Consider the following 26,614-nt stretch of genomic DNA (forward strand, 5'->3'; position numbering starts at 1 on the left):
CAATCCGGAAAAAGAACAGGATGCTTGAGGAGGAATTGGGCGCGGCGCGCCGCTATCAGGCAGCGGCGCAGGGGCCCCTGGCCAGGCGGCTGGAAGGCGCGCGGATCGATGAGCATCAGCGTGCCGCCCACGGCCTTGCCTGGATCGCGACAAGCGTTGCCGCGCTTGAGGCAGTGGCGGAATGGGCCGAACGGTCTGGCTCTGCGCTCGACCAAGCGGTGGCCCGCCTGGCCTTCGCCGAGACGCTGGGCCAGATGGTGGGCGGCCTGCCCATGGGCCAGAACGAGATTCTGCGCCCGGCCGATCTGGGGCTGACTGCCGAAGCACGCGAACTGGCGCAGGATTGCGCCGGCCTGCTCGAAGTTGACCATGCCGAAGCGCGCGCCGAAGTGGCAAGCAATCTTGCCGCGGGGCAGTGGCCGTCTGAAGGCCTCGGCGATGCCGATCTCGATACGATCCGCGACCAGTTCCGCCGTTTCACCGATGCCGAGATCGTGCCCCACGCCCACAAGTGGCACCTCGCCAATGCGCTGATTCCGGACGAAACGGTACGGGCAATGGCTGATCTCGGCACGTTCGGGGTGTGCATCCCCGAGGCGTTCGGCGGCCTTGGTCTTGGCAAGCTGGTGATGTGCCTCGTCACCGAAGAACTTTCACGCGGCTGGATCGGCGCCGGGTCGCTCGGCACGCGCTCCGAGATTGCGGGCGAGCTGATCGTGCTGGGCGGGACACAGGCGCAGAAGGCACAGTGGCTTCCAGCCATCGCCAGCGGGGAGGTCCTGCCGACGGCGGTGTTCACCGAACCCGATACCGGGTCCGATCTCGGCTCACTGCAAACCCGCGCACGGCGGGAGGGCGAGGGCTGGGTGATCGATGGCGCGAAGACATGGATAACCCATGCCGCCCGGTCGGACCTGATGACCTTGCTGGCCCGCACGCTCCCAGATGCCAAGGGCTATGGCGGGCTGTCGATGCTGCTGGTGCCCAAGCCCCGCGGGACGGAGGATGAACCTTTCCCGGTGGCAGGCATGAGCGGCAGCGAGATCGAGGTTCTCGGCTATCGCGGGATGCGCGAATATGCGCTGCAGTTCGATGGCCTGCGCGCGCCGGGCGATGCCTTGCTGGGCGGCGAGGAGGGGCAGGGCTTCAAGCAGCTGATGCGGACTTTCGAGGGTGCGCGCATCCAGACCGCCGCGCGCGCAGTCGGCGTGGCAAGACGCGCGCTGGAACTGGGGCTGGACTACGCGCTGAACCGCAAGCAGTTCGGCAAAGCCATCGTCCTGTTTCCGCGGGTGGCCGACAAGCTGGCGATGAGCCTGGTCGACATGGTCCTTGCGCGCGAACTGACCTACGCCGCCGCCCGCGCCAAGGATTCAGGCAAGCGCTGCGATATCGAGGCCGGCATGGCCAAGCTGCTGGCGGCGCGCGCGGCATGGTCCAACGCCGATGCCTCGCTGCAGATCCATGGCGGCAACGGCTATGCGCTTGAGTATGAAATCAGCCGGGTGCTGTGCGATGCGCGCATCCTCAACATCTTCGAAGGCGCGGCGGAAATACAGGCGCAGGTCATCGCGCGCGGGCTGCTGGAAGGGCGCAATTGATGGGTGACGTGGCCGGGGATCGGTGGGACGCGTGGATTGGCCGGACCGAGCGGCGGGTTGACCGCGCCGACGCCGGACTTGCCGCGCGCTGGCTGGCAACGCTCGATCGCGCGGCGCCCCCCGACGGGACCATGCCGCAAGGCTTCCACTGGTGCCTGTGCACGCCCGATGCGCCGACATCGGCGCTGGGGGCTGACGGTCATCCGCTGCGCGATGACAGCCAGGACAGCTTCCTGCCGCCGGTGCCGCTGCCGCGCCGGATGTGGGCGTCGAGCAAGGTGGAGTTTCTTGCGCCGCTCGTGCTTGGCGCGGCGGTCGAGCGGCGGTCTTCGGTTGCGGCGATCACTGAAAAACGGGGTGCCAGTGGAGCGCTGGTCTTCGTGGATGTTGCTCATGAGACGCTGTGCTATGGCGAATTGGCCGTGCGCGAAGTGCAGAGCGTGGTCTATCGCGATGCCGCCGCCGCTGGCTTGCCCTTGGTCCCGCCGCCGTTGGGGGAGGGCACCTTCCATCCGGGGTCATGGACCGCGCACCGCGCGCTCACTCCGGACGAGCCGCTGCTGTTCCGCTATTCGGCGCTGACCTTCAACAGCCACCGCATCCACTATGACCTGACATATGCCGTGGAAGTCGAAGGCTATCGCGGGCTGGTCGTGCACGGGCCATTGACGGCGACGCTCCTGCTCGATCTGGCGCAGGCAGAGCTGGGCGACAACGCGCTGAAAAGCTTTGCCTTTCGGGGGCTTTCGCCAGCGATCTGCGGCGAGGCGCTGCATCTGGTAATGCGCGAGGATGGGGGCGCGGTCGAACTCGCCGCCTTTGCCGCCGATGGACGTCAGGTCATGGCGGCAAGCGCCAAGACCTGAACCGTTCGTCGTTCGTGCCGAAGCTTCAGGCTGCGGGAATCGCCCGCTCGCCAACGATGTTCAGGCCATAGCCTTCGAGCGCGACGAGGTTGTGGTGCGAGTTGGTCAGCAGGATCATGTCGTGAATGCCGAGGTCGGCAAGGATCTGCGCGCCGATGCCGTAGCTGCGCAGTTCCATGTCGTGCCCCGCGGTGCCACCGACCTCGCGGATCAGCTGTTCGGGATCGGTGGGCATCAGCAGCACGATGACGCCTGAGCCTGCCTCGCCAATCTCGCTCATGGCGCGCTGGAGGATGCGCTTGCGCGGTCCCGGCTGGCCGAGCACATCGGACAGGACCGAGATCGAGTGCATGCGCACCAGCGTCGGTGTGTCGGGCACGATGTGGCCCTTCTGCAGCACGAGATGGACCGAGCCGTCGACCTTGTTGCGATAGGTCTTTATCGTGAACTCGCCGCCGTAATCGGTGTGGAACGGTGCCTGGTCGAGGCATTCGACAAGATGGTCGTGACGGCGGCGATAGGCGATCAGGTCGCGGATCGTGCCGATCTTGAGGCCATGCTTGCGGGCGAACGGGATGAGGTCGTTGAGGCGCGCCATCGTGCCATCGTCGTTCATGATCTCGCAGATCACGCCCGAGGGGTTGAGGCCGGCGAGGCGCGGCAGGTCGACCGCGGCTTCGGTGTGGCCGGCGCGGACGAGGACACCGCCGTCGCGGGCGATCAGCGGAAAGACGTGGCCCGGAGTCACGATATCGTCACGACCCTTGGTGGCATCGACCGCCACGGCAACGGTGCGGGCGCGGTCCGCTGCGGAAATGCCGGTGTCGACGCCCTCGCGCGCCTCGATCGAGACGGTAAAGGCCGTGCCATGGCGCGTGCCGTTGTTGCGGCTCATCAGTTCGAGGCCGAGCTTGTCGGCGCGTTCGGACGTGAGGCACAGGCAGATCAGCCCGCGGCCGTGGGTGGCCATGAAGTTGATGGATTCGGGGGTTGCCATCTGTGCCGGGATGACCAGATCGCCTTCGTTCTCGCGGTCTTCGTCATCGACGAGGATGACCATGCGGCCATTGCGGACGTCGGCAATTATTTCCTCGACCGTCGCCAGCGCGAAGTCCTCATCGTCACTGTCGTCCATCGCCCGTTCGAGCTTGGTCAGCGTATCTGCCGTGGGATTCCAGTCAGGCGACAGGGCGTCGCGCAAGGTGTTGGGGTGCAGACCTGCCGCGCGGGCAAGCGCTGCCCGCGAAATGACCCGATCCTCGATGAGCTTGCGCGCACGCGCCACAATGTCCTGTGCCATGAGTCGCGTTTGTCACATCGCGATGGCACAGGTCAACAGAAATCACATCGTGATGTGAAGCTATCCCCAGAGTGTCGCACGATAACGTGCGAAGCAGCGCTCACCGCACATCAGACGCATCAGCGCGCCTTCGGCCATGGCCGTCGCACGGCGCGGGTCTTCCTCGACGAGCGGGCGCAACGCCTCGCGGTTCCAGTCCTCGCTGTGCTTCACGTCGAGCACGGCATGAAGATCGAAGTAGCGGCGTTCACGGTCGGACAGGCCGATGCGGCGCAGACCCTTGGCCACCATGGCCGAACGGCCCGGAGCGGTCAGTTCGATCACCCCAAGCGCGCCGACCGAATGCCAGGCGAAACCGCGATTGGTAGCCATGCCCGTCATCGCGTTGGCTAGAGCAAGGCTCTCCCACACGGTGTTCTCGATGGTCGGTTCCACGCCCATGGTCATGGCCAAATCGTTGAGCATCGGTCCGTGCATGCCGCGCACGTTGCCACGGCCCATCTCGTCCCAGTAGTTGCGAGCAAGTTCGAGCTTGGCGCTGACCGGGAGCTTGACCTGCGTATAGGCTACAAGATCGTCGAACCCAGCTTCGCCTGCCGCTTCCTGTTCGAAGAACCAGCGCAGTTGCGCTTCATCGGCGTTTTCCGCGAGCCAGGGGAACAGCGGATCGCCCTGACCGGGACCGGTTTGCTTGAGGTCTTCGAACCATTCGACAAAGCCGTCGACATCGGTTGGCGCTTCGCCTGCGCGCTCGCGGACCTCGGCGCGGAGTTCCTCGAGAAACGAGGTTTCGAGATAGCGCATCTGCGCTTCGTGTTCGAAATGTTGGTTCCAGTCGTCGGACGGAAACTGTGGACTCAGCCGCTCGCGGTTCCAGCGGGCCAGCGTCTGCTGGATCGTGTCGCTTTGGAACCGGGGGCCAGTGGTGCTTCGCTGGTCGAGATCTATCTGCATGAAAGGCAAACGGAATTTCCACTCGCCTGTTCCGTTGCTAACCCAATGCGCGACGAAGCGTTTGCTGTGGAGGACAGTCGCCGCCGATTGCCTCTGCCACCATTTCGCGCAAGGGGAGCAGCGCCTTCATGCGGATGGCCAGCAGGGCGGTGCCGCTGACCTTGCGCTGGACGAACAGCGTATCGACAGGCGGGACGTGCCACGATGCGCGGTCTGCCGCAACCTTTTCGGCCTCGGCGCGGACGCGCTCGACAAAGGAGCGGTCGGAGAAATCGAACAGGCCGGGCTTTCCAAGATGGCCGATCAATATGTCCAGCATCCGGTCAAACGCCGCGCCGTGGCGAGCAAGTTGTTGATCGGAAACGAAACCTACTTCGGTCAAGGTCACGCGCAGCGCATCGCGATCCTCGGCCAGCCCCGCCAGCATCATGCGCCGGTAGGCCTCGCTCGTGGCCACCGGCACCTCGCGCGCGGCACCGAAATCGAGCAGCACCAGCTTGCCGGTTTCAGCCTGCCAGCGGAAGTTGGCGAAGTTCGGATCAGTCTGCATGAACCCGAACGCGAACAGTTCACGCAAGGTCAGGCCGAGAAGCGCCCCCATGACCTTGTTGCGCACTTCCTGAGGCGCTGCGAGAAGGCTTTCGACCGGACGCGCTTCGATAAAATCCATCGCCAGGACGTTGCGGCCCGAAAGAGGGGCGTATGCCTGGGGGACCAGAAATGCATCGTCGCCCGCAAGCATCTTGCCATAGCGTTGCATCATCTCTGCCTCGCGGAGATAGTCAGACTCCTCGTGGAGTTGCCGCTTTGCCTCGGAGAGTTGGAGATTGATGTCGAGGCCCTGAGGCAGCAGCCCGGAGACGCGCAGAAGCGTGGCGAAATTGTCCACGTCGGCATCGATACTGGCAGCAATTCCAGGGTATTGCACCTTGATGGCCAGCACACGGCCATCGGGCAGGACTGCCTTGTGCACCTGCCCGATCGAGGCGGCGGCAATCGGCTGCGCCCCGAAGTGCCGAAACTTAGAGCGCCACCCCGCACCCCACTCAGCGCTCAGCACGCGTTCCAACTGGGCGGGCGGCATGTAATGCGCAGAATCCCGCAATCGGGACAGGATTTCGGTGAGTTCACGCGGCAGAACATCTCCTGCGTCGAGCGAGATCATCTGCCCCAGCTTCATCGCCGCGCCGCGCAGGCGCGAGAGCTGGTCGGCAACTCTCATGGCATTGCCGGGAGTCAACAAAAGGTCCGACAGTTTCGGCGCTTCGCCGCGCGCCAGCCTGCGCGCGCCTTCCGCCACGCCGCCTGCCAGCTGGCCAAACGCAGCCAGGCGCGATAGCCGCGCCGAAGGCACCTTGCGATAACGCGATCCGCTCATTTCAACAGCCTTTGCAATCGGGGGCGGATCAGCAGGAACGCGCGATAGCAGCGCTCCAGGACATGCTCCACCGGGCGCAAGCGGGCCAGCAGGCCAAGCCAGCGCAACGCCGGAATGGCCCGCCACATCGCCGCAAACGCCGCCGCGCCCGACAGGATCCGCTCGCCCTCGGCCACATGAAACCGCGCCAGCGCTTCGGTGCGATCGACCGGACACGGCTGGGCAGGATCGGCGATGTCGACAAAAGCGATCGCGCCCTTGCGATCAAGCCGCCGCATTGCCGCGATCTCGCGCGAGCAGATCGGGCAGGCGCCATCATACCACACCATCAGGTTCGGTTCCGGGGGCTGCGCACGTTCCATTGGCTGCATATGGGCCTCGTCCGGCGGTTGCGAGACCTGCCATTTGGGGAAGGGGCACTCTTGATAGGTGCATCCTATCAACCTAGGCTGCGATGATGCACCCCCGCCAGCTCCGCTATTTCGTGACCATTGCCCGGCTGCGGCATTTCGCCAATGCGGCGCAGGAATGCGGTGTTTCGCAGCCAACGCTGTCTGCCGGGCTTTCCGCCCTGGAGCGCGAGGTTGGTCATCGGCTGATCGAGCGTGACCGGAGATTCGTGGGGCTGACCGCGCACGGCGAGGCCATGCTGCCCTGGGCCGAACAGATCCTTGGCGCCGTTGCAGGCATGACGAGCTCGGTCGCCGCGAGTTCTGCGGCGATTACCGGCCAGTTCGCGCTCGCGGCCATCCCCGCCGCGCTGCCGCTGGCCGGACAGTTCGGCGAGACCCTGCTGAAGCGGCATTCAGGCCTGAGCCTTGCGGTGCGTTCAGCCACATCGCGCGAGATCGAGCGGGCGCTGAACAATTTTGAATGCGACGCAGGCCTGACCTATCTCGATCACGAAACTCCGGCCAATGTCCTGTCCGTTCCACTGCACGCTGAGCGCTACCTGTTCGTGACGCGGGCTGATGGTCCGCTCGGGAATTTGACCGAGATCGGGTGGGAGGAGGCTTCTGCGCAACCGCTCTGCCTGCTGCATCAGGGCATGCAGTTCCGGCGGATTCTCGATGCGCGAATGCTGGATCGCGGCTTGGCAATCACGCCGCGCGCAGTAGCCGACAGTTATGTCACGCTGTTTGATCTGGTCCGCTCGGGCGGGTTCTGCACAATCGTGCCAGATACTTATGCCACCCTGCTGGCGGGCCTGCAGTGGGCACGCTGCGCCGTGCTCGATGATGGTGACGAACCGCGCCGGATCGGGCTGGTGGTGGTCAATCGCGTGCCGTTGAGCCCGATGGCCAGCACGGCGCTGGCCGTGGCACGCAGCCTTGCCGGAGTTTGATAGGATAATCCTATCAGGCTTCGACTTTTTCGATTTGACCGGACGTGTCTTTCGGACAAGATCGGACTGCCATGGAACGATTGCCCCACATCATCGCCGCCCACGCTGGCCGGGAAGGCCCGCTGCTTCCGATCCTGCACGATGTGCAGGCCGAATTTGGCCATGTTTCGGAAGAGGCCATCCGCACGATCGCGCAGGCACTGAACCTGAGCCGCGCCGAGGTGCAGGGTGTCGTCAGCTTCTACCATGACTTCCACGGCGAGCCTGACGCGCGCCCGGTCCTGAAGCTGTGCCGGGCTGAGGCCTGCCAGGCGCGGGGCGTCGATGTTCTGGCGGCGGGCTTGCCCGACAATGGCCGGGTGAAGGTGGAGACGGTCTATTGCCTCGGGCTGTGCTCGGTGGGCCCGAATGCGATGATCGGCAGCAAGGTCCACGCACGTCTCGATGCGACAAGGCTGGGCGCGCTGGTGGAGGCGTTGGCGTGACTGGGGGCATGACTGGGGGCATGACTGTGGTGCGGATCAGCGACGATGCGCTGGCGCTGGCCTGCGGCGCGGACGAAGTGGCAGAGGCTTTCGTGGCGGCGGGCTGCACTGTGGAGCGCGTGTCTTCATGGGGGATGCACTGGCTCGAACCTTTGGCAGAGATCGATGGTCAGGGCTTTGGCCCGCTTGAGCCGGGCGACGTGTCCGCAGTGCTCGCGGGGACCTCGCCCAAGGCGATCGGCGCCATCGAAGCGCATCCCTTCATCGCCCGGCAGCAGCGCTTTACCTTTGCCCGCGCGGGCAAGACCCGTCCCTTGAGCCTGGAAGACTACGCCGAGCACGGCGGTTGGCAGGGTCTTGCCAAGGCGCGGGAGGTCGGGCCTGAGGCAACGATTGCGCAAGTCACGGAATCCGGCCTGCGCGGTCGCGGCGGGGCAGGCTTCCCGGCGGGGATCAAATGGACGACTGTCGCCAAGGCCCAAGCCGACCGCAAATACATCGTCTGCAACGCCGACGAGGGCGACAGCGCCACTTTCGCCGACCGCATGGTGATGGAGGGTGATCCGTTCATGCTGGTCGAAGGCATGGCGATTGCCGCCCATGCCGTCGGCGCGCAGAAGGGCTACATTTACATCCGCAGCGAGTATCCGCACGCGATTGCCAAGATGGAAGCGGCAGTGCGCGCGTCGGCGCACCTCATCGCGCCGTTCGAACTGGAAGTGCGCGTGGGCGCGGGCGCCTATGTCTGCGGCGAGGAGACCTCGCTGCTCAACAGCCTGGAAGGCAAGCGCGGCGAAGTGCGCGCCAAGCCGCCGCTGCCAGCGCTCGAGGGGCTGTTCGGCAAGCCGACGGTGGTCAACAACGTGCTGACGCTCGCTGCGGTGCCATGGATCACGGCCAATGGCGCCGCGGCCTATGCGGCGGTCGGCTTCGGCCGGTCCAAGGGCACGATGCCGATCCAGATCGCGGGCAACGTGAAGCACGGCGGACTGTTCGAAGTGGGCTTCGGGATCACGCTGGGCGAACTGGTGGGCGACATCGGCGGCGGCACCGCATCGGGCCGACCGGTGCGCGCAGTGCAGGTGGGCGGGCCATTGGGAGCCTATCACTCGCCCGCCGATTTCCACCTGCCGTTCGATTACGAAGCTTTCGCTGCCGCCAATGGCCTGATCGGCCATGCCGGTATCACCGTGTTCGACGATACGGCGGACATGAGCAGACAAGCGCGCTTCGCCATGGAATTCTGCGCGGCCGAATCCTGCGGCAAGTGCACGCCTTGCCGCATTGGCTCGACCCGCGGAGTGGAGCTGATCGACCGCATCCGTGCCAGGTCCGGTCGCGTGCCGGACAAGGTCGAGGCGCTGCCGCAGATGCACAACGCCCGCAAGGTCGAGCGGACGCTGGCGGACGAGATCGTTCTGCTCGAAGACCTGTGCGAGACGATGAAGTTCGGTTCCCTCTGCGCGCTCGGCGGCTTCACGCCCTATCCGGTGCTTTCGGCACTGCGCAATTTCCCCGAGGATTTCGGGGCAGATTTGACGCGGGAAGCGGCCGAGTGATGGGTTGCGTGAACATCCTTCGACAGGCTCAGGATGAGCGGAGTTTGGTTGGAGGTATCTCTCTCGACCCGCTCATGCTGAGCTTGTCGAAGCATGCAGGCGCAGCGGTGCAACCATGATCCTCGGCGCCGTCCTCGCCGGTGGCCGGTCCACCCGTTTTGGCAGCGACAAGGCGCTGGCCGAACTGGGTGGGCGCACGCTGCTGGCGCGGGCGGTGGATGCCTTGTCGGCGCAGTGCGATGCGGTGGTGGTCGTGGGGCGGGTGGAGGCTCCGGCGCCGACGCTGCCCGATTGGCCGCGCGCGGACATGGGGCCATTGGGTGGCATCGCCGCTGCGCTCCACCATGCGAGAGACGCAGGCTATGACGAAGTGCTGACCTGCTCTGTCGACAGCATCGGCATTGCCGGCGATCTGGCCGCCCAGTTGCATCCCGCGCCCGCCTATTGCGAAAGCCAGCCGGTGATCGGACTATGGCCCGTCAGTGCCTCGGCCACGCTCGATGCGCTGCTGACCAGCGACGCACGACATTCGATGCGCGCCTTTGCCGAGGCCATCGGAGCGCGGGCCGTGCGATTGTTCGAAAATCCTGCTAATATCAATACACCGGCGGATCTGATGGCCGCCGAGGAGCGATCCCATGGGTTATGAACGCCAGGCCGATTTCGGCACCCCGGAAGTCCGCAGCGACACGCAAGTGACCTGCCAGATCGACGGTCGCGAAGTTACCGTGCCCGCTGGCACCACCGTCATGCGCGCCGCCGCGCTGACCGGCGGTTCCATCCCCAAACTTTGCGCCACCGACAACCTCAAGCAGTTCGGTTCCTGCCGCCTGTGTCTGGTCGAGATTGACGGCATGCGCGGGACGCCTGCATCCTGCACCACGCCCGTTGCCGAGGGCATGAAAGTCCACACCCAGACCCCGCGCCTGCAGAAGCTGCGCAAGGGGGTGATGGAACTCTACATCTCGGACCACCCGCTCGACTGCCTGACCTGCAGCGCCAACAACGATTGCGAGTTGCAGGATCAGGCCGCCGCCGTGGGCCTGCGCGATGTGCGCTACGGTTATGAGGGCGAGAACCATCTCGGCGCGATGCCCGACATCTCGAACCCCTATTTCGATTTCGACCCTTCGAAGTGCATCGTCTGTTCGCGCTGCGTGCGCGCTTGCGACGAAGTGCAGGGCACGCTGGCGCTGACCATCGACGGGCGCGGGTTCGACAGCAAGGTCTCTGCTGGCCTGACCTCCGACAGCTTCCTGTCTTCGGAGTGCGTTTCGTGCGGTGCCTGCGTGCAGGCCTGCCCGACCGCTACCTTGCAGGAGAAGGCGGTCAAGGAAATCGGCAAGCCGGAGCGCGCAGTCGTCACCACGTGCGCCTATTGCGGCGTTGGCTGCACCTTCCGCGCCGAAATGCGGGGCGAGCAATTGGTGCGGATGGTGCCGTGGAAGGACGGCAAGGCCAATCGCGGGCATTCCTGCGTCAAGGGGCGCTTTGCCTGGGGCTATGCCCAGCATCAGGAGCGCATCCTCTCGCCGATGATCCGCGAGTCCATCGACCAGCCCTGGCGCGAGGTTTCGTGGGAGGAGGCGCTGACCTATGCGGCGGGCCAGATCAACCGCATCCGTGAGACTTACGGCCGCAACGCCTTGGGCGGGATCACCTCGAGCCGCTGCACCAACGAGGAGACGTTTCTCGTCCAGAAGCTGATCCGGGCGGGCTTCGGCACCAACAACGTCGATACCTGCGCCCGAGTCTGCCATTCGCCAACCGGCTATGGCCTGAAGACGACGTTCGGGACGTCTGCCGGCACGCAGGACTTCGACAGCGTCGAGGACAGCGACGTCATCCTCGTCATCGGCGCGAACCCGACCGACGGGCACCCCGTTTTCGCCAGCCGCATGAAGCGCCGGTTGCGTGAAGGTGCCAAGCTGATCGTCATTGATCCGCGCCGCACCGATCTGGTTCGCTCGCCGCATATCGAGGCGGACTTCCACCTGCCGCTGCGTCCGGGCACCAACGTCGCGATCCTGACGGCCATTGCCCATGTAATCGTGACCGAGGGCCTCGCCGACGAGGCGTTCATCCGCGAGCGCTGCGACTGGGACGAGTACCAGCACTGGGCCGAATTCGTTTCGGCAGAGCGCAACAGTCCCGAGTTCCTCTCGCCGGTGATCGGCGTCGATCCCGAAGCCATCCGCGGCGCGGCGCGCCTGTTCGCCACGGGCGGGAACGGCGCGATCTACTACGGCCTAGGCGTTACAGAACACAGCCAGGGCTCGTCCACCGTCATGGCCATCGCCAACCTGGCCATGGCCACCGGCAACATTGGCCGTCGCGGCGTTGGCGTGAACCCCCTGCGCGGGCAGAACAACGTGCAGGGCGCGTGCGACATGGGGTCATTCCCGCACGAGCTTTCAGGCTATCGCCACGTTTCCGACAAGGCGACGCGCGACCTGTTCGAGGCCGAATGGGGCGTGAAGATCGATCCCGAGCCCGGCCTGCGCATCCCCAATATGCTTGACGCCGCCACCGATGGGCAGTTCAAGGCGATCTACATCCAGGGCGAGGACATCCTGCAGTCCGATCCCGACACCAAGCACGTGGCCGCCGGCCTTGCCGCGATGGAATGCGTGATCGTCCACGACCTGTTTCTCAACGAAACTGCGAACTACGCGCACGTCTTCCTGCCCGGATCGACCTTCCTCGAAAAGAACGGCACCTTCACCAACGCCGAACGGCGCATCCAGCCGGTACGCAAGGTGATGGAGCCCCTCAACGGATACGAGGACTGGCAGGTCACGCAGGAACTGGCGCGGGCGATCGGCCTGGACTGGAACTACACCCACCCGTCCGAGATCATGGACGAGATCGCGCGGCTGACGCCGACGTTCTCGGGCGTGAACTACAAGCGGCTCGATGCCGAAGGATCGCTGCAGTGGCCGGTGAACGACAAGGCCCCCGATGGCTCGCCGATCATGCACATCGACGGCTTCGTCAGGGGCAAGGGCAAGTTCGTAGTGACCGACTACGTGCCCACTGACGAGCGCACCGGCCCGCGCTTCCCGCTGCTGCTGACCACGGGGCGCATCCTTAGCCAGTACAACGTCGGCGCGCAGACCCGGCGCACGGCGAATACGGTCTGGCATCCGGAAGACGTTCTCGAAATTCATCCGACTGACGCCGACAACCGGGGCCTCAAGTCTGGCGACTGGGTAAAGCTGGCAAGCCGGTCAGGGGAGACGACCCTGCGAGCATTGGTGACGGATCGCGTGGCACCGGGCGTGGTCTACACCACCTTCCACCACCCGGCGACGCAAGCAAACGTGGTCACTACCGACTATTCCGACTGGGCGACGAACTGCCCGGAATACAAGGTGACCGCGGTGCAGATCACGCCATCCAACGGCCCGACCGACTGGCAGGAAGACTACGAGGCGCAAGCCTCGCGCTCGCGCCGGATAGTAGGCCATGACAGCGCGATGGAGCCTGCCGAATGAGCGCGCATACGGCCGAAAAGCTGGCGTACATGGCCAACCAGATTGCGCGCAACCTGGTGCATGACGACAAGCCGGTGGCCGCGGTGGCGGACCATATCGTTTCGTTCTGGACGCCGCGCATGATCGATACGCTGATCGCGCAAGGCTCTGCCGGGCTTGATCCGGTGGCGGCAGAGGCCATGGCGCGGGTGGCTGACGGGCGCATTCCGGCCCCGCAGACCCGCGCAACCGATCCGCAGGTCCATGGCTCCGATGCCGGTTGACGGCACAAGGGCCTTCCCATTTCGCGAAGAGTTCGCTGATGGCCGGGTGTCACGCGCCCTGGACAGGCCGCTCATCGAAGAGGCGCCGGTTGCCCTGGAAATCAACGGCGTGGGTTATGCCGTGATGATGGCAACACCGGTCGATCTCGAAGACTATGCCCTCGGCTTCTGCCTGTCGGAACAGTTGATCGCCTCACCGCACGAATTTGTCTCGGCACAGGCCGCGCCGGTCGATGCAGGCGGGGGCGCAGGCGGGTGGATGCTGCGCGTGCAGCTTGGTGCCGAAGGAGCGGCTCCACTGCTCGAAAGGGCGCGTTTGCGCCTTGCCGAAGGGAGCTGCGGACTTTGCGGAATCGAGAGCCTGGAGCAGGTCATGCGGCCGCTGCAGCCGGTGACCGCCCGAGTCCGGATCGGGGCAGATGCAATCTTCAGCGCGGCCGCCCAGATGCGCGACCAACAGGTGATGGGCCGCGCAACGGGCGCAGCACATGCGGCCGCGCTATGCGATCCGACTGGCAAGATCCGCCTCGTGCGCGAGGATGTCGGTCGGCATAATGCCTTCGACAAACTGATTGGTGCAGCAGCGCGAGAGGGTCTGGCAATGGCGGATCATTTCGTCTTGCTCACCGCGCGCTGCAGTTTCGAGCTGGTGCAGAAGGCCGTGATTGCGGAGGTCCCGGTGCTGGCGACAATATCGGCAGCGTCCACGTTGGCCTGCGAGCAGGCGGCGAGTCATGGGCTGAAACTCGTCAGCCTTGTCCGACAGGACAGCCTGCTTGAGTTGTGATTGGCCGAGTCAACGGCATTCCATAGGTTCTGTCTATCCAAACATTGCTTATCGATACTTTTCCAGCCCTGATGCGGGAGCTAGGTCATCCTGGAGAACAGGAGAAATGCGATGCCAACCCCGAAGACCGTGGTGATCCGAAACGTCCGGGTGTTTGACGGCGAGGAGCTGCTCGAAGGCGCAAAGTCGGTGATCGTGCGCGAGGGTAGAATCGCTACCGTGACTGATGCGGGTCAAGAGCCAGCGGTGGAGGGGGCGGCAACGCTCGTTGAAGGTGCTGGCCGCACGTTGATGCCGGGCATGGTCGAGGCGCATGCGCATTTGACCTGGGGCTCGTCGGTCGAGAAGATCTACCACCAGTTCATCCTGCCTGAAGACGAACTGAAGGTCGCGGCTTGGCGCAATGCGCGAGTGTTGCTCGACCATGGCTTTACCAGCGCCTATTCGGCAGGCGCGCTGGGTGATGGCATCGAGGTTGAACTGGCGCGCGCCATCGAAGCGGGCGAGACGCCGGGGCCGCGTCTGGTGCCTTCGACACTGGAACGCAGCCCGGAAGGGGCCGAGGGCGTCGACACCGGTGACGTGTTCAACGGGCGCGGGGCCGAAGCGATCCGCAAGTTCGTGGCCTATTGCAAGGAGCAGGGCATCGGCTCGCTCAAGCTGGTGGTTTCGGGCGAGGATGCCCTGAAGCCCGGCTCGGCCGGCGACGTGCTCTATACCGACGAGGAGATGGAGGCGGCTGGCGAAGCGGCGCGTGAGGCCGGCTTGTGGATCGCGACCCATGCCTATTACCCCAAGGCGATCGAGCTTGCGCTGAAAGCAGGCGCACGGATCATCTACCACGCCTCCTATGCCGACGAGGCCGCCGCCGATGCAATGATCGCGGCCAAGGACACGACGTTCTATGCTCCTTCGCCCGGTGTCTCGATCGCCGCGCTGGAAGCGACGCCACCCCCGCACATCGACATGAGCCACATGAAGAAAAGCGCGGCCGAGCGGATGGAACTGGAAGCCAGGCTGGTGCCTGCCCTCAAGGCCCGGGGCATGCGCATCCTGATCGGCGGCGACTATGGCTTTCCCTTCAATCCCAATGGCCGCAATGCTCGCGACCTGCAGATCTTCGTCGATCACTTCGGCTATACGCCGGCCGAGGCGCTGAAGGCAGCAACGGCCCTGGGCGGTGAACTGATGGACCTTGAGGTTGGCCGCGTGAAGCAGGGCTGGCTGGCCGATCTGCTGCTGGTCGAAGGCGATCCGACGCAGGACGTGTCGATCCTGCAGGACAAGAACCGCATCGCCATGATCATGAAGGGCGGTTCCCTGTACAAGGCACCCGTGGAGGTTGCCGCCTGATGACGACGATGTTCGATGTTGCCGTGATCGGCTGCGGTCCCGTGGGCGCCATGGCGGCCAACCTGCTGGGCAGGCAGGGTCTTTCGGTGGTCGTGCTCGAGAAGGAGACCGAGCACTATCCGCTGCCGCGTGCGGTCCATCTCGATCACGAGATGATGCGGCTGTTCCAGAGCGCCGGGGTGATCGACCGGGTGGAGCCGGACATGGTGGCGACCGATGGGCACCTCCATGTCGGCGCCGACCACGGCGTGATCCGCTATATGGGCACGGTCGGCAAGCCGCGCCCGTTCGGGTGGGCCAACGACTACTTCTTCTACCAGCCCGAGTTCGAGGCCCATCTGCGCGCGGCCTTTGCCGACAATGGCAGGATCGGCCTGCTGCCGGGCGCCGAGTTCACCGCGCTTGTCCAGGATGAGGGCGGCGTGATGGTGACGTTCGCGCAGGATGGCGCACAGCGCAGCCTGACGGCACGCTGGGTGATCGCCGCCGATGGCTCGCGCAGCCCGGTGCGCAAGGCATTGCGCGTGAAGCTCGACGACCTTGACTTCGAAGAGCCATGGCTGGTGGTCGATGCCGAGGTCGAGGGGCCGGTGACTTTCCCGGACCTGACCGGCGTGCCCGAGGGGGCCGACTTGCAGCGCCTGTCGGTGATGATGTGCGATCCGGCTCGCCCGGCCACGGTCGTTCCCGGCCGTCGCAACCATCGCCGCTGGGAGTTCATGCTCCTGCCGCACGAAGACGACGCCGAAATGATGCGCGAGGAGAACGTCGCGGCGCTGGTCGGGGCATGGATGAGGCAAGTGCCGCATAAGATCGTGCGCGCCGCGACCTATCGCTTCCACGGGCTGGTGGCGGAGCAGTGGCAGGTCGGCCGTGTTTTCCTCGCAGGCGATGCCGCGCACCAGACCCCGCCGTTCTTCGGCCAAGGCATGTGCCATGGCCTTCGCGATGTGGCGAACCTTGCCTGGAAGATGGCGGCGATCGTCAATGAGGGCGCGGACGAGGCCATCCTGACGACCTACCAGTCCGAGCGTGACCCGCACGTGCGCGGCGTCATCGGCGCGGCGGTGGCGGCAGGGCGCTATATCTGCGAACTCGATCCGGCCAAGGCGGCGGAGCGCGATGCCAGCATCCGTGCGCAATCAGCCCAGAAGCAGGGCGAAACGGCTGCAGACCTGATTCCGGCGATTTCTACCGGCCTTGTTGCGCAAGGCACGCCCGCAGCGGGCCAGCGCTTCATCCAGCCGGTCCTCGCCGATGGGCGCAAGCTCGACGATCTGGTCGGTCAAGGCTGGCGGCTATTCGTACGAGACGGCGGTGGTGAGGGCGCAATCATTGCCAGCGAGCTGCCCGACAACGGCGCGGTCGAGCAGTGGCTCGACGCGCGCGGAGTCGAGGCCGTGCTGGTTCGTCCCGACCATTATGTGTTCGGCACAGGCTCTGCAGCCGAACTGCTCGCGTTGCGAGATGCGATGCTTCGTCAGAGGCAGGAGATTGCAGCGTGAGCCTGACGCTCGCCACAGCCCAGACAATCATTAGCACTGCACTGGCCCATGCGCGGTCGCGCAGTGCCAAGCCGCTCGCCGTGTTGGTGCTTGATGCCGGTGGGCATCCGGTTGCCTTTGCGCGTGAGGACGGGGCGAGCCTGTTCCGCCATGACATTGCTCGCGCCAAGGCGATGGGCGCGCTCGGCATGGGCGATGATACCCGCGTCCTGGCCGAGCGGGCCAAAGGCAACCCGGTCTTTTTCCAGAGCGTGAGCGTGGCGGTGGGCGGCAACATTGCCTTCTCGCCCGGTGGCGTGCTGATCCGTGAGGCTGGCACGATCATCGGTGCCGTGGGCATCAGCGGCGATACCGGCGACTGCGACGAGGACTGCGCGCTCGCGGGGCTCAGGGCCGCAGGTTTCAATCGGGAGATACCGGCGTGAAGTTGCGCAGCATCGAAATTGCCCTGCCCGATCCCGCTGGCGCCGCCGCGTGGATGGTCGACGTCTGGGGCCTCTATCCCGCCGATGTGCGCGGCAGCACGCATTACCTGCGCGGCACCGGCACGATGCCCTACCTCGTCGCGTTCGAGCAATCGGATGAGGAATACGTCCGGTCGACCACTTTCGTGTGTTCCGGCGAGGAACTTGCCGCCATCAAGGCGCGCGTGACCGATAAGGGCTGGGCGGCAAGGCCGGTAACCTCTACCGATCCCGGCGAGGGTGCGGGCCTGCTTGTTGAGCTGCCCGAGGGCACGATCCTTCGGTTCCTGGCCGGATCGAGCGAGGTCGAGGCCATAGATGGCTTTACCAAGGCCAGCAAGCGCGTGTCGCCGGTCAAGCTGACGCACGTGGTGTTCAACTCTGCCGATGCCGAACTCCTTGGTCACGCCGTGGAGGAGGTTCTGGGCTTCCGCGTCTCTGACCGGACGAAGGGCATGGTCTTCGTGCGTTGCAACGACAGCCATCATTCGACCGCCTTTGCCCGCGCCGGCTTTGCCAGCCTCAATCACGTAGCGTTCGAGATGGACGATCTCGATGCGGTGATGCGCGGCATTGGCTGGATGCACGACAACGGCTTTGCACCGGCATGGGGCCCCGGCCGCCACGGCCCCGGCGACAATGTCTATGCCTATTACATCGCCCCGTTCGGCCCGGTGATCGAGTATTCGACCGCAGTCGAGAAGGTTCCGGCAGACTATCGCACTGGTGAGCCGGACGACTGGACCTGGCCCGAGCAGCGCATCGACCAGTGGGGCATCTCGGACAAGGACTTTGCCGGCCTGCGTGTGGCCGAGGAGCGCTTCCGCTGCCGCCGTGACTGGGAACCGGCACCACTTTGAGCATCGACAGACGAGGTTTCGTCGGCGGCGCAGCCGCCCTTGCACTGACCGGATCGGCGGTGCAGGCAAAAGGCGTCCTCAGGGGAGACAAGACCATGGCCCGTTACATCAGTTTCCGCCGTCCCGACGGGACCCCCAGCTTCGGCCGCCTCGATGGCGAGACCGTACATGACCTCGGCGCCCAAGGCGCTGCGGCATGGTTGAAGGACGCCGTGGCAGGTGACCTTTCCGTGCTAGCTGCCACCGCGAGCTATGCCCGCGCCGACGTGCGCCTGCTCCCGGTTATCCCCAACCCGAACAAGATCCTCTGCGTCGGCCTCAACTATGCCACGCATGTCGCTGAAACCGGGCGGGATCAGAAGGAATACCCGGCGATTTTCACGCGCTGGGCCGACAGCCTGATCGCCGATGGCGAACCGCTGGTGCGCCCGCCCGAAACCACCCGCTTTGATTACGAGGGCGAGCTCGCCGTGGTGATCGGCAAGGGCGGCCGTCGCATCCCGCGCGAAAAGGCACTTGAGCACGTCGCCGGGTATTCGGTGTTCAACGATGGTTCGGTGCGCGACTGGCAGCGCCACAACATCCAGTTCACGCCCGGCAAGAACTTCCCCGGCACCGGCGGCTTCGGCCCTGCGCTCGTCACGCCTGACGAACTGCCCGATCTGGCCGAACAGCGCGTGCAGACCCGGATCAACGGCCAGCTCGTGCAGGACCAGCCTGTGTCGGACAAGATCTGGGACGTGGCTTTCGTGATCGAATACTGCTCGACCTTCACCACGCTGGAACCCGGCGACGTCATCGCCACCGGCACCCCCGGCGGCGTGGGCGACAAGCGTACCCCCCCTCTCTACATGAAGGCCGGAGACGTGGCCGAAATCTCGATCGGCAAGGTCGGGACCCTGACCAACCCCGTCATCGACGAGGCGTGATGTCTGCTGCCGATGCGATTGCCGCGATGGGCAGTGCGCTCGGCCCGCAGGTGGTCGAGGCTTGTCGCGCGCTGTTCGATGACGAGCAGCGCGGGCTTGCCGCGCGCGTGCCGACCTTGGCCGTCGATTGCGTCTATGGCCCGGATGAGCGCCATCGGCTCGACCTTTATCGTACTGCCGCCCATCGCGACCTGCCGGTCGTCCTGTTCGTGCACGGGGGCGGTTTCCGGCTTGGCGACAAGGGTGATGAAGGTTCCTGGCAAAATGCCGCGGTGGCTCGGACGATGGCGGAGGCCGGGTTCCTCGGCGCGGCGATGAACTACCGGCTCCTGCCCGATGCGCGCTGGCCGCAGGGTGGCGAGGACGTGGCGGCGGCGGTGGAATGGCTTCGCGACAACGGCGCGGAGCATGGCGGTGACCCGGCGCGGATCGTGGTGGTTGGCACCTCGGCGGGGGCGGTGCATATCGCCACGGCGCTGAAGCTGCAGCCGGATCTGCCGGTGGCCGGGGCGGTGCTGCTTTCGGGGTTGTATGGTTACACCCCGCTGGATGCCAAGGACGAGCCGTACTACGGCCTGAACGAGGACTACGCGGCCAGAATGCCGCGTCAGGCCATTGCCTCGACCAGCATCCCCTTGTTCATCTGCTGTGCGCAGTACGATCCTCCACGCTTCCAGGCCGAATTCCTTGGCCTGATGGCAGAGCGTCTCGAACGGCACGGCGCTTTACCGAACGGCATGATCCTGTCCGGACATAACCACTATTCCATGGCCATGCACATCGGCACCGCCGATCGCCGTCTTACGGATGAGATGGTCGCGTTTATCAGGGGCGTGTAGCACCGATGTGAGTTGTGCCGCGGGCGCGCGCGAGCTTCTCCTGACGATCACGTTCGCGGGCCGAAGCGCGTTGTTCGTCTGTCCGCTCATCGTAGCAACCTGCGCAGGAGACCCCATCCTCATAGAGAGGTGAAGCACGCCCTTGCTCATCCACGGGTCGGCGACAGGCACGGCATAGGACGTGGCTGCCGAGCGCAAGGCCATGGCCCACGGTCACGCGCTCGTCGAAGACGAAACATTCGCCGCGCCACAGGCTTTCATCTTCAGGCACTTCCTCGAGATATTTCAGGATGCCACCTTTCAGGTGGTAAACCTCCTCGATGCCTTCAGCCTTGAGGAAGGCGGTGGATTTCTCGCAACGGATGCCGCCGGTGCAGAACATGGCAACCTTGGGGGTCTTTCCCTTACCCAGCAGCCGCTCGCGTTCACGGCGGAACCAGCCGGGGAACTCGCGGAAAGTTGTCGTCTTCGGATCAATGGCGCGTTCGAAGGTACCAGCGGCCACTTCGTAGTCGTTTCGGGTGTCGATCACGATGGTTTCGGGATCGGCGATCAGCGCGTTCCAGTCCTGCGGCGAAACGTAGGTGCCAACGCTTGCGCGCGGGTCGATGCCCTCGACGCCCATCGTCACGATCTCGCGCTTGATTCGCACTTTCATGCGGTAGAACGGCATGGCGGATGCGTGGGAGTACTTGACGTCGGTATCGGCGCAATCGGGCTGGGCACGGATGAAATCCACCACATGGGCAATGCCCTCGGCGCTACCGGCGATAGTGCCGTTCAGCCCTTCGTGGGCAACCAGCAGCGTACCCTTGATGCCTTGCGCCTTGCAGGTGCTTTCCAGCGCATCGCGCAAGGCGGCAGGGTCCGCGATTAGCGTGAAACGGTAAAGCGCTGCGACGGTGACCGAAGATTCCATGCCGCGCCCTTAGGGCAAGTGGCAGGGTTTGTCAGTCCCGAGACGCTGCAGCGAATGCTGCCGCGCAATCCTGCCACCGAGCATGGAGGCGATTACCGCCAAGCCAGCCGCAGCATCGGCGTTCTCGCCACAGACAAACAGGTCTCCGGCCAGGTATGGATCGATATGTGCGATTCCGCCAGCATGGCCACCGCGGTCAATCCCATGGCTTCACCGAAATGGTGCAGATGAACGCCGACGACGTGCGCCTTGGCCGCGCTAGCAGCCATGCGCAGGACCTGTTCCACATGCACGGCATCATCAAGCCTGCAGCATCCATCAAGATCGGCGATGAGATGGACACTCGTGCCGGGAAGATGAACCATCAGGCGAGACTTTCGAACGGATGCGCAAGATGGGCAAGGGCGCTTTCGGCGGCAATCACGCCGCGATAGTGCGCTTCCTCGAACAGGGAAAGGCCCGAAAGGTCGGAGTGGGCAAACGACAGCGGCGGTGCCCCGCGCTGCGCCGCCATCCTGGCTGGATCCGACAGAAAGCCCGGCTCGGGCCGCACCATGGCATGGCCCCAGCGCCACACATCAATCCGCTCGATCGCGCCCGAAAGATCGGGGTTCATCGCCAGAAGATCATCCTGCACCATGCGCTGCCAGGCTTGCAACGTGCGGGTCATGAAAATCTTGCGGGCCTGGCTCGGCGTTTCACGGCTGAGCGGGAGATACCAGGTCAGTACGGTCGGACCGCCATCCGCCGAAGAGGTCTGGTGCGTGGCAACGACATAACCGAGGCTTTCGCTCGCTGCCGAGACATTGTCCCACGCCAATGGTGCGCCCTTGCCACGCGGCGGGCGGCTGACCGTGACATTCGCCACGACCCACGGCGCATAGGTGAAGTGACCGCTGGCCGTGTGTTGCGGCGCTATTCTTTGGGCGACGAAGTGGGGCATCGCGAGGACGGCGGCGCGGGCGCGAACGATGCGTGTGGCGCTGGCGCGATGATCGAAGACATGGGCGAGTACCCCTGATCTGTCCGTTTCGATCCGGATCAATGACCGCGCCAGGCGCAGATGTGGCGCGATCCTGTCAGCCATCGCCCGGACCAGTCGGCCATTGCCTTCGGGCCAGGTCAGTTCGCGGTCACCGTCGTTGCCCGCTGCCCAGCCACGGCGCCCGGCGAAATAGTGGATGCCCGCCCAGGCCGAGACGTTCTCGGGCTCCGAGCCATAGTCATCCCTGCAGCAATAACGCAGGTGGGCGCGCAATGGGGCTGAAGTATAGCTATGTTCATCAAGCCATTGCGCGAAGCTTTGCCGGTCGAGCGAGCGGTATCGCTCATCCGTACTAGAGAGCGCCATGGGTGACGCGAATGCGTGCCTGCCATCCCGCCCGATGGCCTCACGAAACCCGGACATCGCAGACGTGAACCTTGCCTGCTGGGCGTAATCGTCATTCGAAAGCGCGGTCTGAGGGACAAGACCTTCCTGCCATTTGCCGCGCCATAGCAATCGCTCCTCAAGGTCGGCGCAAAGCTGCAGCGGATCATAGACCGGCGCGCCGTTCGCTTCGCCCGTTATCATGCCGAAGCCTCTCAGCATGTGCCGCAGGGCGCGGGCTTCACGGTTTGGCACCGGCAGGTAATGCGCGCCAAGCGGATAGGCGCTGATGGCGTTGCGATCCGATCGCCCGTTGCCGCCGGGCGCGTCTTCAAGTTCAAACAGGGCAAAGCGGGTAAAGCCGGCTTCGGCCAGGCGCCAGCCGGCGGCAAGGCCTGCGACACCGCCGCCCGCAATCAGGATGTCGATTTCCTCTACCGGGCCTGATGGTGCCGGAAACCGGCCTTCCCGGATCAGGTGGCCCCGCTGCCAATCGGTGCCGGACAGGGTGCCGGGCAGCGCTGGCTGGCTGCATCCCCCGAGCAGCGCCGTCGCCCCCGCTCCGACCGCTGCGCCAGCAAGCACCTGCCGCCGGGTTGGCTCAGCTTTCATAGCGGCCCCACTCCGCGGCGAAGCTGCGCACCAGGGCCTGGTTGTCGAGCCTGTTCACGGGCGCTGGGCGACGGGCCATATCGGGCGGAAAATCGAACATTGCGCGTTCGCTGGCGGGGGTAAGGAATCGGAGGTCTTTCGGCAGTTGCACCGCATCGGACGGGAAGACGTGGGCAGCCATGGTGAAGCCCCATTCGCCAAAGCTCGGCACATAGGCATGATAACCGCGCACGGTGAGCCCGGCGGCCTCCAGCGTGCTGGCGACGGTCCAATAGGAGCGCGGAGCAATGAGCGGGGAGGTGCTCTGCACCGTGATCACGCCACCCTTGGCGAGGAGGCGAGCGACTTCGCGGTAGAAGCTTTCTGTATAGAGCTTGCCCAGCGAAAATTCGGTGGGATCGGGAAAATCGATGATGATCGCGTCGAACTGGCGCCGTTGTTCGCGCACCCAGCGAAAGGCATCGGCATTCACCATCGTGAGCCGAGGGGAGGCAAGCGCTCCGGCATTTAGCTGCGCCAGTTGCGGCGTATCGCGGAAGAGGCGGGTCATCTCGGGATCGAGATCGACCAGCGTAACATGCCCAACGCGGCCGTCACGAAGCACCTCGCGGGCGGCAAGGCCATCGCCGCCGCCGAGTATCAGCACCTGCCGAGGCGCAGCGACCCGGCCCAGCACCGGCCACACCAATGCTTCGTGATAGCGATATTCGTCGCGCGTGGAGAACTGCAGATTGCCGTTGAGATAGAGCCGCAGATCACCGTCCTGCCGCGTAAGCACGATGCGTTGGTAGGGCGTGGAGCGGGCATAGACCACGGGCTCGTTGTAGAACGCAACTTCGCTCCAGCGCTGCAGCCGGTCGGCAAAGGCAAGACCACCAAGCAGCGAGGCGGAGACCAGCACCGCCGCGATCATGTCGCGCCAGATGCGTTCCTGGCGGCGCAGGGCGATCAGCAAGGCGATCGCTACGGCCACGTTGGCAAGGCCGAAAACGAAGCCGGTACGGATCATGCCCAGTTTGGGCACCAGCACCAGAGGGAACAATAACGAGGCGATCAGCGCACCGACATAATCGTACGTCAGCACGTTTGAGACAAGTTCGCGGAAGGCGAACCGGTGGCGCAGGATGCGGATCAGCAGCGGGATTTCCAGCCCGACCAGCACGCCGATGGTCATCACCAGGGCGTAGAGCGCAACCCGAAAGTCTCCCACCAGCGGGAACAGCAGGAACAGACCGGCCGCAGACCATCCCCCCAGCGCTGCAATGAGGATTTCCACCCGGACGAACACCGCCATCTCGCCCGAACGCACATGGCGCGAAAGCCAGCTGCCGACGCCCATGGCAAACAGGTACGTCCCGATGACGGTGGAGAACTGGGTAACGCTGTCGCCGAGCAGATAGCTTGCCAGAGTGCCCGCCAGCAGTTCGTAGATCAGGCCGCAGGTGGCAACGACGAGGACCGAAACCAGCAGGATGACCGCAAGCGAAGCCGGCGCTGCATCCCGCCTGGCGTTGCTGGCGGCAAGCGGTGCTTCATCCATGCACGGCGGCGGCGATGATATTGGATATGCCGATGGCCACGGCTCCGGCCAGCAGGGCCACGGCCAGGTTCTTGCGCTCGATGATCTCGCGCCACAACTCGCCCGGGGTCAGCTTGTCGACCAATACGAAACTGACGATGAAGATGACGATCCCCAGTCCGGCATAGAGCATCGTGGCAAGGAAGACGTTTGCGGTGAGCATGGCAGGCTCCTTTCAGGATCCGGTGATCATTTGTGCGATGGGCCGGTGTGGCCCGATGCGACGGGGCGGTCTTCCTCGTCGCTGTAGAACGAATAGGCGTTGAAGGCGGCGAACAGCGCCGCTGCCAGCAGCGCAAGGCTCCACAGCGCGAACAGGATCAGGCGTCTGGTCATTTGTCGCGGAACCTCCACCACAGGATGGTGACTGGCCAGGCGAACAGGACAATGACCAATGTCCACCACATTCCCCACGACATTGCGCCGGTCTCTGCTTCCACCCAGACATTGATCGTCTCGACCGAGCCCCAGGCGTCGTTGATTCCAGGGTCGACCGGCCAGCCATGCGCAGAACCGCTGACGTAGACGTCGTAGGTGCCGCGCGGCACGTGGCCAAACATGGTGTCGCCATGATGGCTGCCTTCGCTCCACGCACCATCGGAATCGGTGCCCGCATAGTGCTCGACCAGACCGAACGCATCGATCGACTGCTCGCTTGAACGATCGACCAGGTTGTATTCGAGATCGACCCAGCGGTTTTCGAACTGGTTGGTGTCCGCTTCGATGGTAACGAACTGCCATGGCCTGCGCACAGTGATCGTGCCGACCTTGACCGGGGCGATCTGCCCGCCGACCGGAACCTGAACCATCGCACTTGTCCTGGTGCTCGGCCCGGCGAGTACAGCCATGGCGATCGCGGCGATGATCGAGAAAGCCAGTGCGAGCTTGAACATGTTGCCAAGGTCGTCCTGCTCCATGCCGATCGCGGGCCGGAACAGCATCGGCCCTCTCGCTGCCTTGCGCCTCGGCAGACTGCGACGCCTGAGGCCGAAGGCGGCTTCGACATCGGCTTCGGGCACCGGCACAAGCTGTGTCCAGTTCTCCTCACCTTCCGAAACCTCACGCGAGAGCATGGTCTGGCCCGACTGGAACAGCGTGGCGGTTGCCGTATCGCCTGCCTTCACGCGCCAGTAGAATTCCCCCGCCACCGCGGTAGTCGAGGTCGTCTGGTCCCGGCCCATGCGCGTGAATGGCGTACTCCGCCAGTAGACCCTGTCACGGGGGCCTTGAGGCCGATCCGCCAGCATGGTGCCGAATTGCCATTCGCCATCGCAGGCCACCAGCCAGCGATAGCCGAGGTACGGGTTGAACAGCAGGAACTCCTGCCAGATGGTGATCTGGTCCTTGCGGCGCAGCGCGCCGACGACCTCCCATTCCTGCCCGAACAGCGTGCCGCGCTTGCCCAGTTCCAAGGCAAAATTCTCATTGGCGCGCTTGTACTTGCGGATCAGCGCCACTTCCGGCCGCGATACATCGAGCAGCGATCCGCAATGCTGGCAGGCAAGGTTGACCGTAAATCCCGCCGCCCGCACTTCGATCGTCCCGCCGCAGGCCGGGCCGGTGACCGCTTTGGCGCCTGCAGAGCCAGCAGTCACCGCAGTTCTCCTGGTACAGTCCAGCCCTCGATCTGACGCAGGTTTCCGGGCTTGAGGCTGATCAGGTCCCAGCTATCGCCATACCACGCCGTTGTCGCGCGCTCATCGCGCTGAAGGGAAAGGACTTCGCCGCTGGCGGAGCGGAAGTCCACGCTGGTCATCTTCGTGCCGATCTGCGTGGGGATAGGCAGATCACCCTCGCTGCCAAGGCATTCGACCTGCTTGATGTCACTTGCAAACAACTGGCGTCCATCGACCTCGATCACGTCTCCCGGCGCTATGGTGCCGCCTTCCGCAAAGGCGCGGACGTCCGCGCGGTCGAGCAGTTGTGGCCACTCGGCAGTCAGCATGAACATGCCAGCTGCCTCGGCCAGCCAGAACTGCGCGCCACTTTCGGCCATGGCCAGCCATTCGTTCCACGAGCCCCCGGCCCAGGCCCAGCGCACCCGGCCGACCACGACCAAGCTGCGTCCCTCGGCCACCAGCGTGGTGCCAAGCTGGTCGTCCGTGAACAAAGCGAAGTTCGTTTCGGTGCCGGGTAGACCGGGTCTGTCA

Annotated in this window: 27 protein-coding genes; 15 read left to right on the top strand and 12 right to left on the bottom strand. The window is 64.9% G+C overall.

Annotation, left to right across the window (positions count from 1 at the left end; translation table 11 throughout):
* Nucleotides 1-20 precede the first annotated feature (20 nt).
* Nucleotides 21-1,601 (top strand): acyl-CoA dehydrogenase family protein, encoded by a 1,581-nt coding sequence (locus AX703_RS07690; protein ID WP_062343509.1) that lies wholly within the window; start codon nucleotides 21-23, stop codon nucleotides 1,599-1,601.
* Nucleotides 1,601-2,467, top strand: coding sequence for a MaoC family dehydratase N-terminal domain-containing protein (locus AX703_RS07695; RefSeq protein WP_062343510.1), 867 nt, complete (start codon nucleotides 1,601-1,603; stop codon nucleotides 2,465-2,467). The genes AX703_RS07690 and AX703_RS07695 overlap by 1 nt, the downstream gene beginning before the upstream one ends.
* Nucleotides 2,468-2,492: 25 nt before the next feature.
* Here AX703_RS07695 and ribB read toward each other — a convergent pair whose 3' ends face one another.
* Genes ribB through AX703_RS07715 form a run of 4 tightly spaced genes read right to left on the bottom strand, consistent with a single transcriptional unit; the run spans nucleotide 2,493 to nucleotide 6,461 of the window.
* On the bottom strand, nucleotides 2,493-3,767 hold the full coding sequence (gene ribB, locus AX703_RS07700) for a 3,4-dihydroxy-2-butanone-4-phosphate synthase (protein ID WP_062343511.1): 1,275 nt from the start codon (nucleotides 3,765-3,767) through the stop codon (nucleotides 2,493-2,495).
* A gap of 60 nt (nucleotides 3,768-3,827) precedes the next feature.
* Nucleotides 3,828-4,721, bottom strand: a complete 894-nt coding sequence (locus tag AX703_RS07705; protein ID WP_052242390.1) for an iron-containing redox enzyme family protein — start codon at nucleotides 4,719-4,721, stop codon at nucleotides 3,828-3,830.
* 37 nt (nucleotides 4,722-4,758) lie between these two features.
* On the bottom strand, nucleotides 4,759-6,099 hold the full coding sequence (locus AX703_RS07710; RefSeq protein WP_062343512.1) for an AarF/ABC1/UbiB kinase family protein: 1,341 nt from the start codon (nucleotides 6,097-6,099) through the stop codon (nucleotides 4,759-4,761).
* Nucleotides 6,096-6,461, bottom strand: coding sequence for a DUF393 domain-containing protein (locus tag AX703_RS07715; protein WP_039334603.1), 366 nt, complete (start codon nucleotides 6,459-6,461; stop codon nucleotides 6,096-6,098). The genes AX703_RS07710 and AX703_RS07715 overlap by 4 nt, the downstream gene beginning before the upstream one ends.
* 95 nt (nucleotides 6,462-6,556) lie before the next feature.
* Between AX703_RS07715 and AX703_RS07720 the strand changes: the two genes are divergently transcribed.
* The 13 genes from AX703_RS07720 (at nucleotide 6,557) to AX703_RS07780 (ending at nucleotide 19,985) form a co-directional block, all read left to right on the top strand.
* Complete coding sequence (locus AX703_RS07720; protein ID WP_039334720.1) at nucleotides 6,557-7,444, top strand: LysR family transcriptional regulator; 888 nt, start codon at nucleotides 6,557-6,559, stop codon at nucleotides 7,442-7,444.
* Nucleotides 7,445-7,515: 71 nt separating this feature from the next.
* Entirely contained in the window at nucleotides 7,516-7,929 is a 414-nt protein-coding gene (locus tag AX703_RS07725) for an NAD(P)H-dependent oxidoreductase subunit E (RefSeq protein WP_062343513.1), read from the top strand.
* Between the two features lie 20 nt (nucleotides 7,930-7,949).
* Nucleotides 7,950-9,488 (top strand): NADH-ubiquinone oxidoreductase-F iron-sulfur binding region domain-containing protein, encoded by a 1,539-nt coding sequence (locus tag AX703_RS07730; RefSeq protein WP_062343514.1) that lies wholly within the window; start codon nucleotides 7,950-7,952, stop codon nucleotides 9,486-9,488.
* A 115-nt stretch (nucleotides 9,489-9,603) separates the two neighbouring features.
* The gene (locus AX703_RS07735; protein WP_062343515.1) at nucleotides 9,604-10,137 is read left to right on the top strand and encodes a molybdenum cofactor guanylyltransferase; all 534 of its coding nucleotides are present in this window, start codon (nucleotides 9,604-9,606) and stop codon (nucleotides 10,135-10,137) included.
* Complete coding sequence (gene fdhF / locus AX703_RS07740) at nucleotides 10,127-12,985, top strand: formate dehydrogenase subunit alpha (protein ID WP_062343516.1); 2,859 nt, start codon at nucleotides 10,127-10,129, stop codon at nucleotides 12,983-12,985. The genes AX703_RS07735 and fdhF overlap by 11 nt, the downstream gene beginning before the upstream one ends.
* Nucleotides 12,982-13,248, top strand: a complete 267-nt coding sequence (locus AX703_RS07745) for a formate dehydrogenase subunit delta (RefSeq protein WP_082734476.1) — start codon at nucleotides 12,982-12,984, stop codon at nucleotides 13,246-13,248. Before fdhF ends, AX703_RS07745 begins: the two co-directional genes overlap by 4 nt.
* Nucleotides 13,229-14,035 carry a formate dehydrogenase accessory sulfurtransferase FdhD gene (gene fdhD / locus AX703_RS07750; protein WP_039334723.1) on the top strand — a complete coding sequence of 269 codons (807 nt, stop codon included), beginning with the start codon at nucleotides 13,229-13,231 and terminating at the stop codon, nucleotides 14,033-14,035. Before AX703_RS07745 ends, fdhD begins: the two co-directional genes overlap by 20 nt.
* A gap of 111 nt (nucleotides 14,036-14,146) precedes the next feature.
* On the top strand, nucleotides 14,147-15,388 hold the full coding sequence (locus AX703_RS07755; RefSeq protein WP_062343517.1) for an amidohydrolase family protein: 1,242 nt from the start codon (nucleotides 14,147-14,149) through the stop codon (nucleotides 15,386-15,388).
* Nucleotides 15,389-15,396: 8 nt separating this feature from the next.
* Nucleotides 15,397-16,893, top strand: coding sequence for a bifunctional 3-(3-hydroxy-phenyl)propionate/3-hydroxycinnamic acid hydroxylase (locus AX703_RS07760; protein WP_062343526.1), 1,497 nt, complete (start codon nucleotides 15,397-15,399; stop codon nucleotides 16,891-16,893).
* Nucleotides 16,890-17,318, top strand: a complete 429-nt coding sequence (locus AX703_RS07765) for a heme-binding protein (RefSeq protein ID WP_062343518.1) — start codon at nucleotides 16,890-16,892, stop codon at nucleotides 17,316-17,318. Before AX703_RS07760 ends, AX703_RS07765 begins: the two co-directional genes overlap by 4 nt.
* Nucleotides 17,315-18,217 carry a VOC family protein gene (locus tag AX703_RS07770; RefSeq protein ID WP_062343519.1) on the top strand — a complete coding sequence of 301 codons (903 nt, stop codon included), beginning with the start codon at nucleotides 17,315-17,317 and terminating at the stop codon, nucleotides 18,215-18,217. The genes AX703_RS07765 and AX703_RS07770 overlap by 4 nt, the downstream gene beginning before the upstream one ends.
* A gap of 95 nt (nucleotides 18,218-18,312) precedes the next feature.
* Nucleotides 18,313-19,146 carry a fumarylacetoacetate hydrolase family protein gene (locus tag AX703_RS07775; RefSeq protein WP_062343527.1) on the top strand — a complete coding sequence of 278 codons (834 nt, stop codon included), beginning with the start codon at nucleotides 18,313-18,315 and terminating at the stop codon, nucleotides 19,144-19,146.
* Nucleotides 19,146-19,985: an alpha/beta hydrolase gene (locus tag AX703_RS07780; RefSeq protein WP_062343520.1), complete on the top strand. Its 840-nt coding sequence runs from the start codon at nucleotides 19,146-19,148 to the stop codon at nucleotides 19,983-19,985. Before AX703_RS07775 ends, AX703_RS07780 begins: the two co-directional genes overlap by 1 nt.
* Here the strand turns inward: AX703_RS07780 and AX703_RS07785 are convergent.
* The 8 genes from AX703_RS07785 to AX703_RS07815 all read right to left on the bottom strand — a co-directional run.
* Nucleotides 19,972-20,904, bottom strand: a complete 933-nt coding sequence (locus AX703_RS07785; RefSeq protein WP_062343521.1) for a rhodanese-related sulfurtransferase — start codon at nucleotides 20,902-20,904, stop codon at nucleotides 19,972-19,974. The genes AX703_RS07780 and AX703_RS07785 overlap by 14 nt on opposite strands.
* Nucleotides 20,905-20,996: 92 nt before the next feature.
* On the bottom strand, nucleotides 20,997-21,269 hold the full coding sequence (locus tag AX703_RS07790) for an S-adenosylmethionine decarboxylase family protein (RefSeq protein WP_231735446.1): 273 nt from the start codon (nucleotides 21,267-21,269) through the stop codon (nucleotides 20,997-20,999).
* Nucleotides 21,269-22,885 carry an FAD-dependent oxidoreductase gene (locus AX703_RS07795; RefSeq protein WP_062343522.1) on the bottom strand — a complete coding sequence of 539 codons (1,617 nt, stop codon included), beginning with the start codon at nucleotides 22,883-22,885 and terminating at the stop codon, nucleotides 21,269-21,271. Before AX703_RS07795 ends, AX703_RS07790 begins: the two co-directional genes overlap by 1 nt.
* Complete coding sequence (locus tag AX703_RS07800; protein ID WP_062343523.1) at nucleotides 22,875-24,425, bottom strand: polyamine aminopropyltransferase; 1,551 nt, start codon at nucleotides 24,423-24,425, stop codon at nucleotides 22,875-22,877. The genes AX703_RS07795 and AX703_RS07800 overlap by 11 nt, the downstream gene beginning before the upstream one ends.
* Nucleotides 24,418-24,627, bottom strand: a complete 210-nt coding sequence (locus tag AX703_RS07805) for a DUF350 domain-containing protein (RefSeq protein ID WP_039334627.1) — start codon at nucleotides 24,625-24,627, stop codon at nucleotides 24,418-24,420. The genes AX703_RS07800 and AX703_RS07805 overlap by 8 nt, the downstream gene beginning before the upstream one ends.
* 26 nt (nucleotides 24,628-24,653) lie before the next feature.
* Nucleotides 24,654-24,800, bottom strand: coding sequence for a hypothetical protein (locus AX703_RS27835; RefSeq protein WP_169745717.1), 147 nt, complete (start codon nucleotides 24,798-24,800; stop codon nucleotides 24,654-24,656).
* The gene (locus AX703_RS07810; RefSeq protein WP_062343524.1) at nucleotides 24,797-26,059 is read right to left on the bottom strand and encodes a DUF4178 domain-containing protein; all 1,263 of its coding nucleotides are present in this window, start codon (nucleotides 26,057-26,059) and stop codon (nucleotides 24,797-24,799) included. The genes AX703_RS27835 and AX703_RS07810 overlap by 4 nt, the downstream gene beginning before the upstream one ends.
* A partial coding sequence (locus AX703_RS07815) for a DUF4178 domain-containing protein (protein ID WP_156451964.1) occupies nucleotides 26,056-26,614 on the bottom strand: 559 nt, incomplete at its 5' end. The genes AX703_RS07815 and AX703_RS07810, both read right to left, overlap by 4 nt.

It is taken from the genome of Novosphingobium sp. CCH12-A3 (assembly GCF_001556015.1).
Lineage (GTDB): Bacteria > Pseudomonadota > Alphaproteobacteria > Sphingomonadales > Sphingomonadaceae > Novosphingobium > Novosphingobium subterraneum.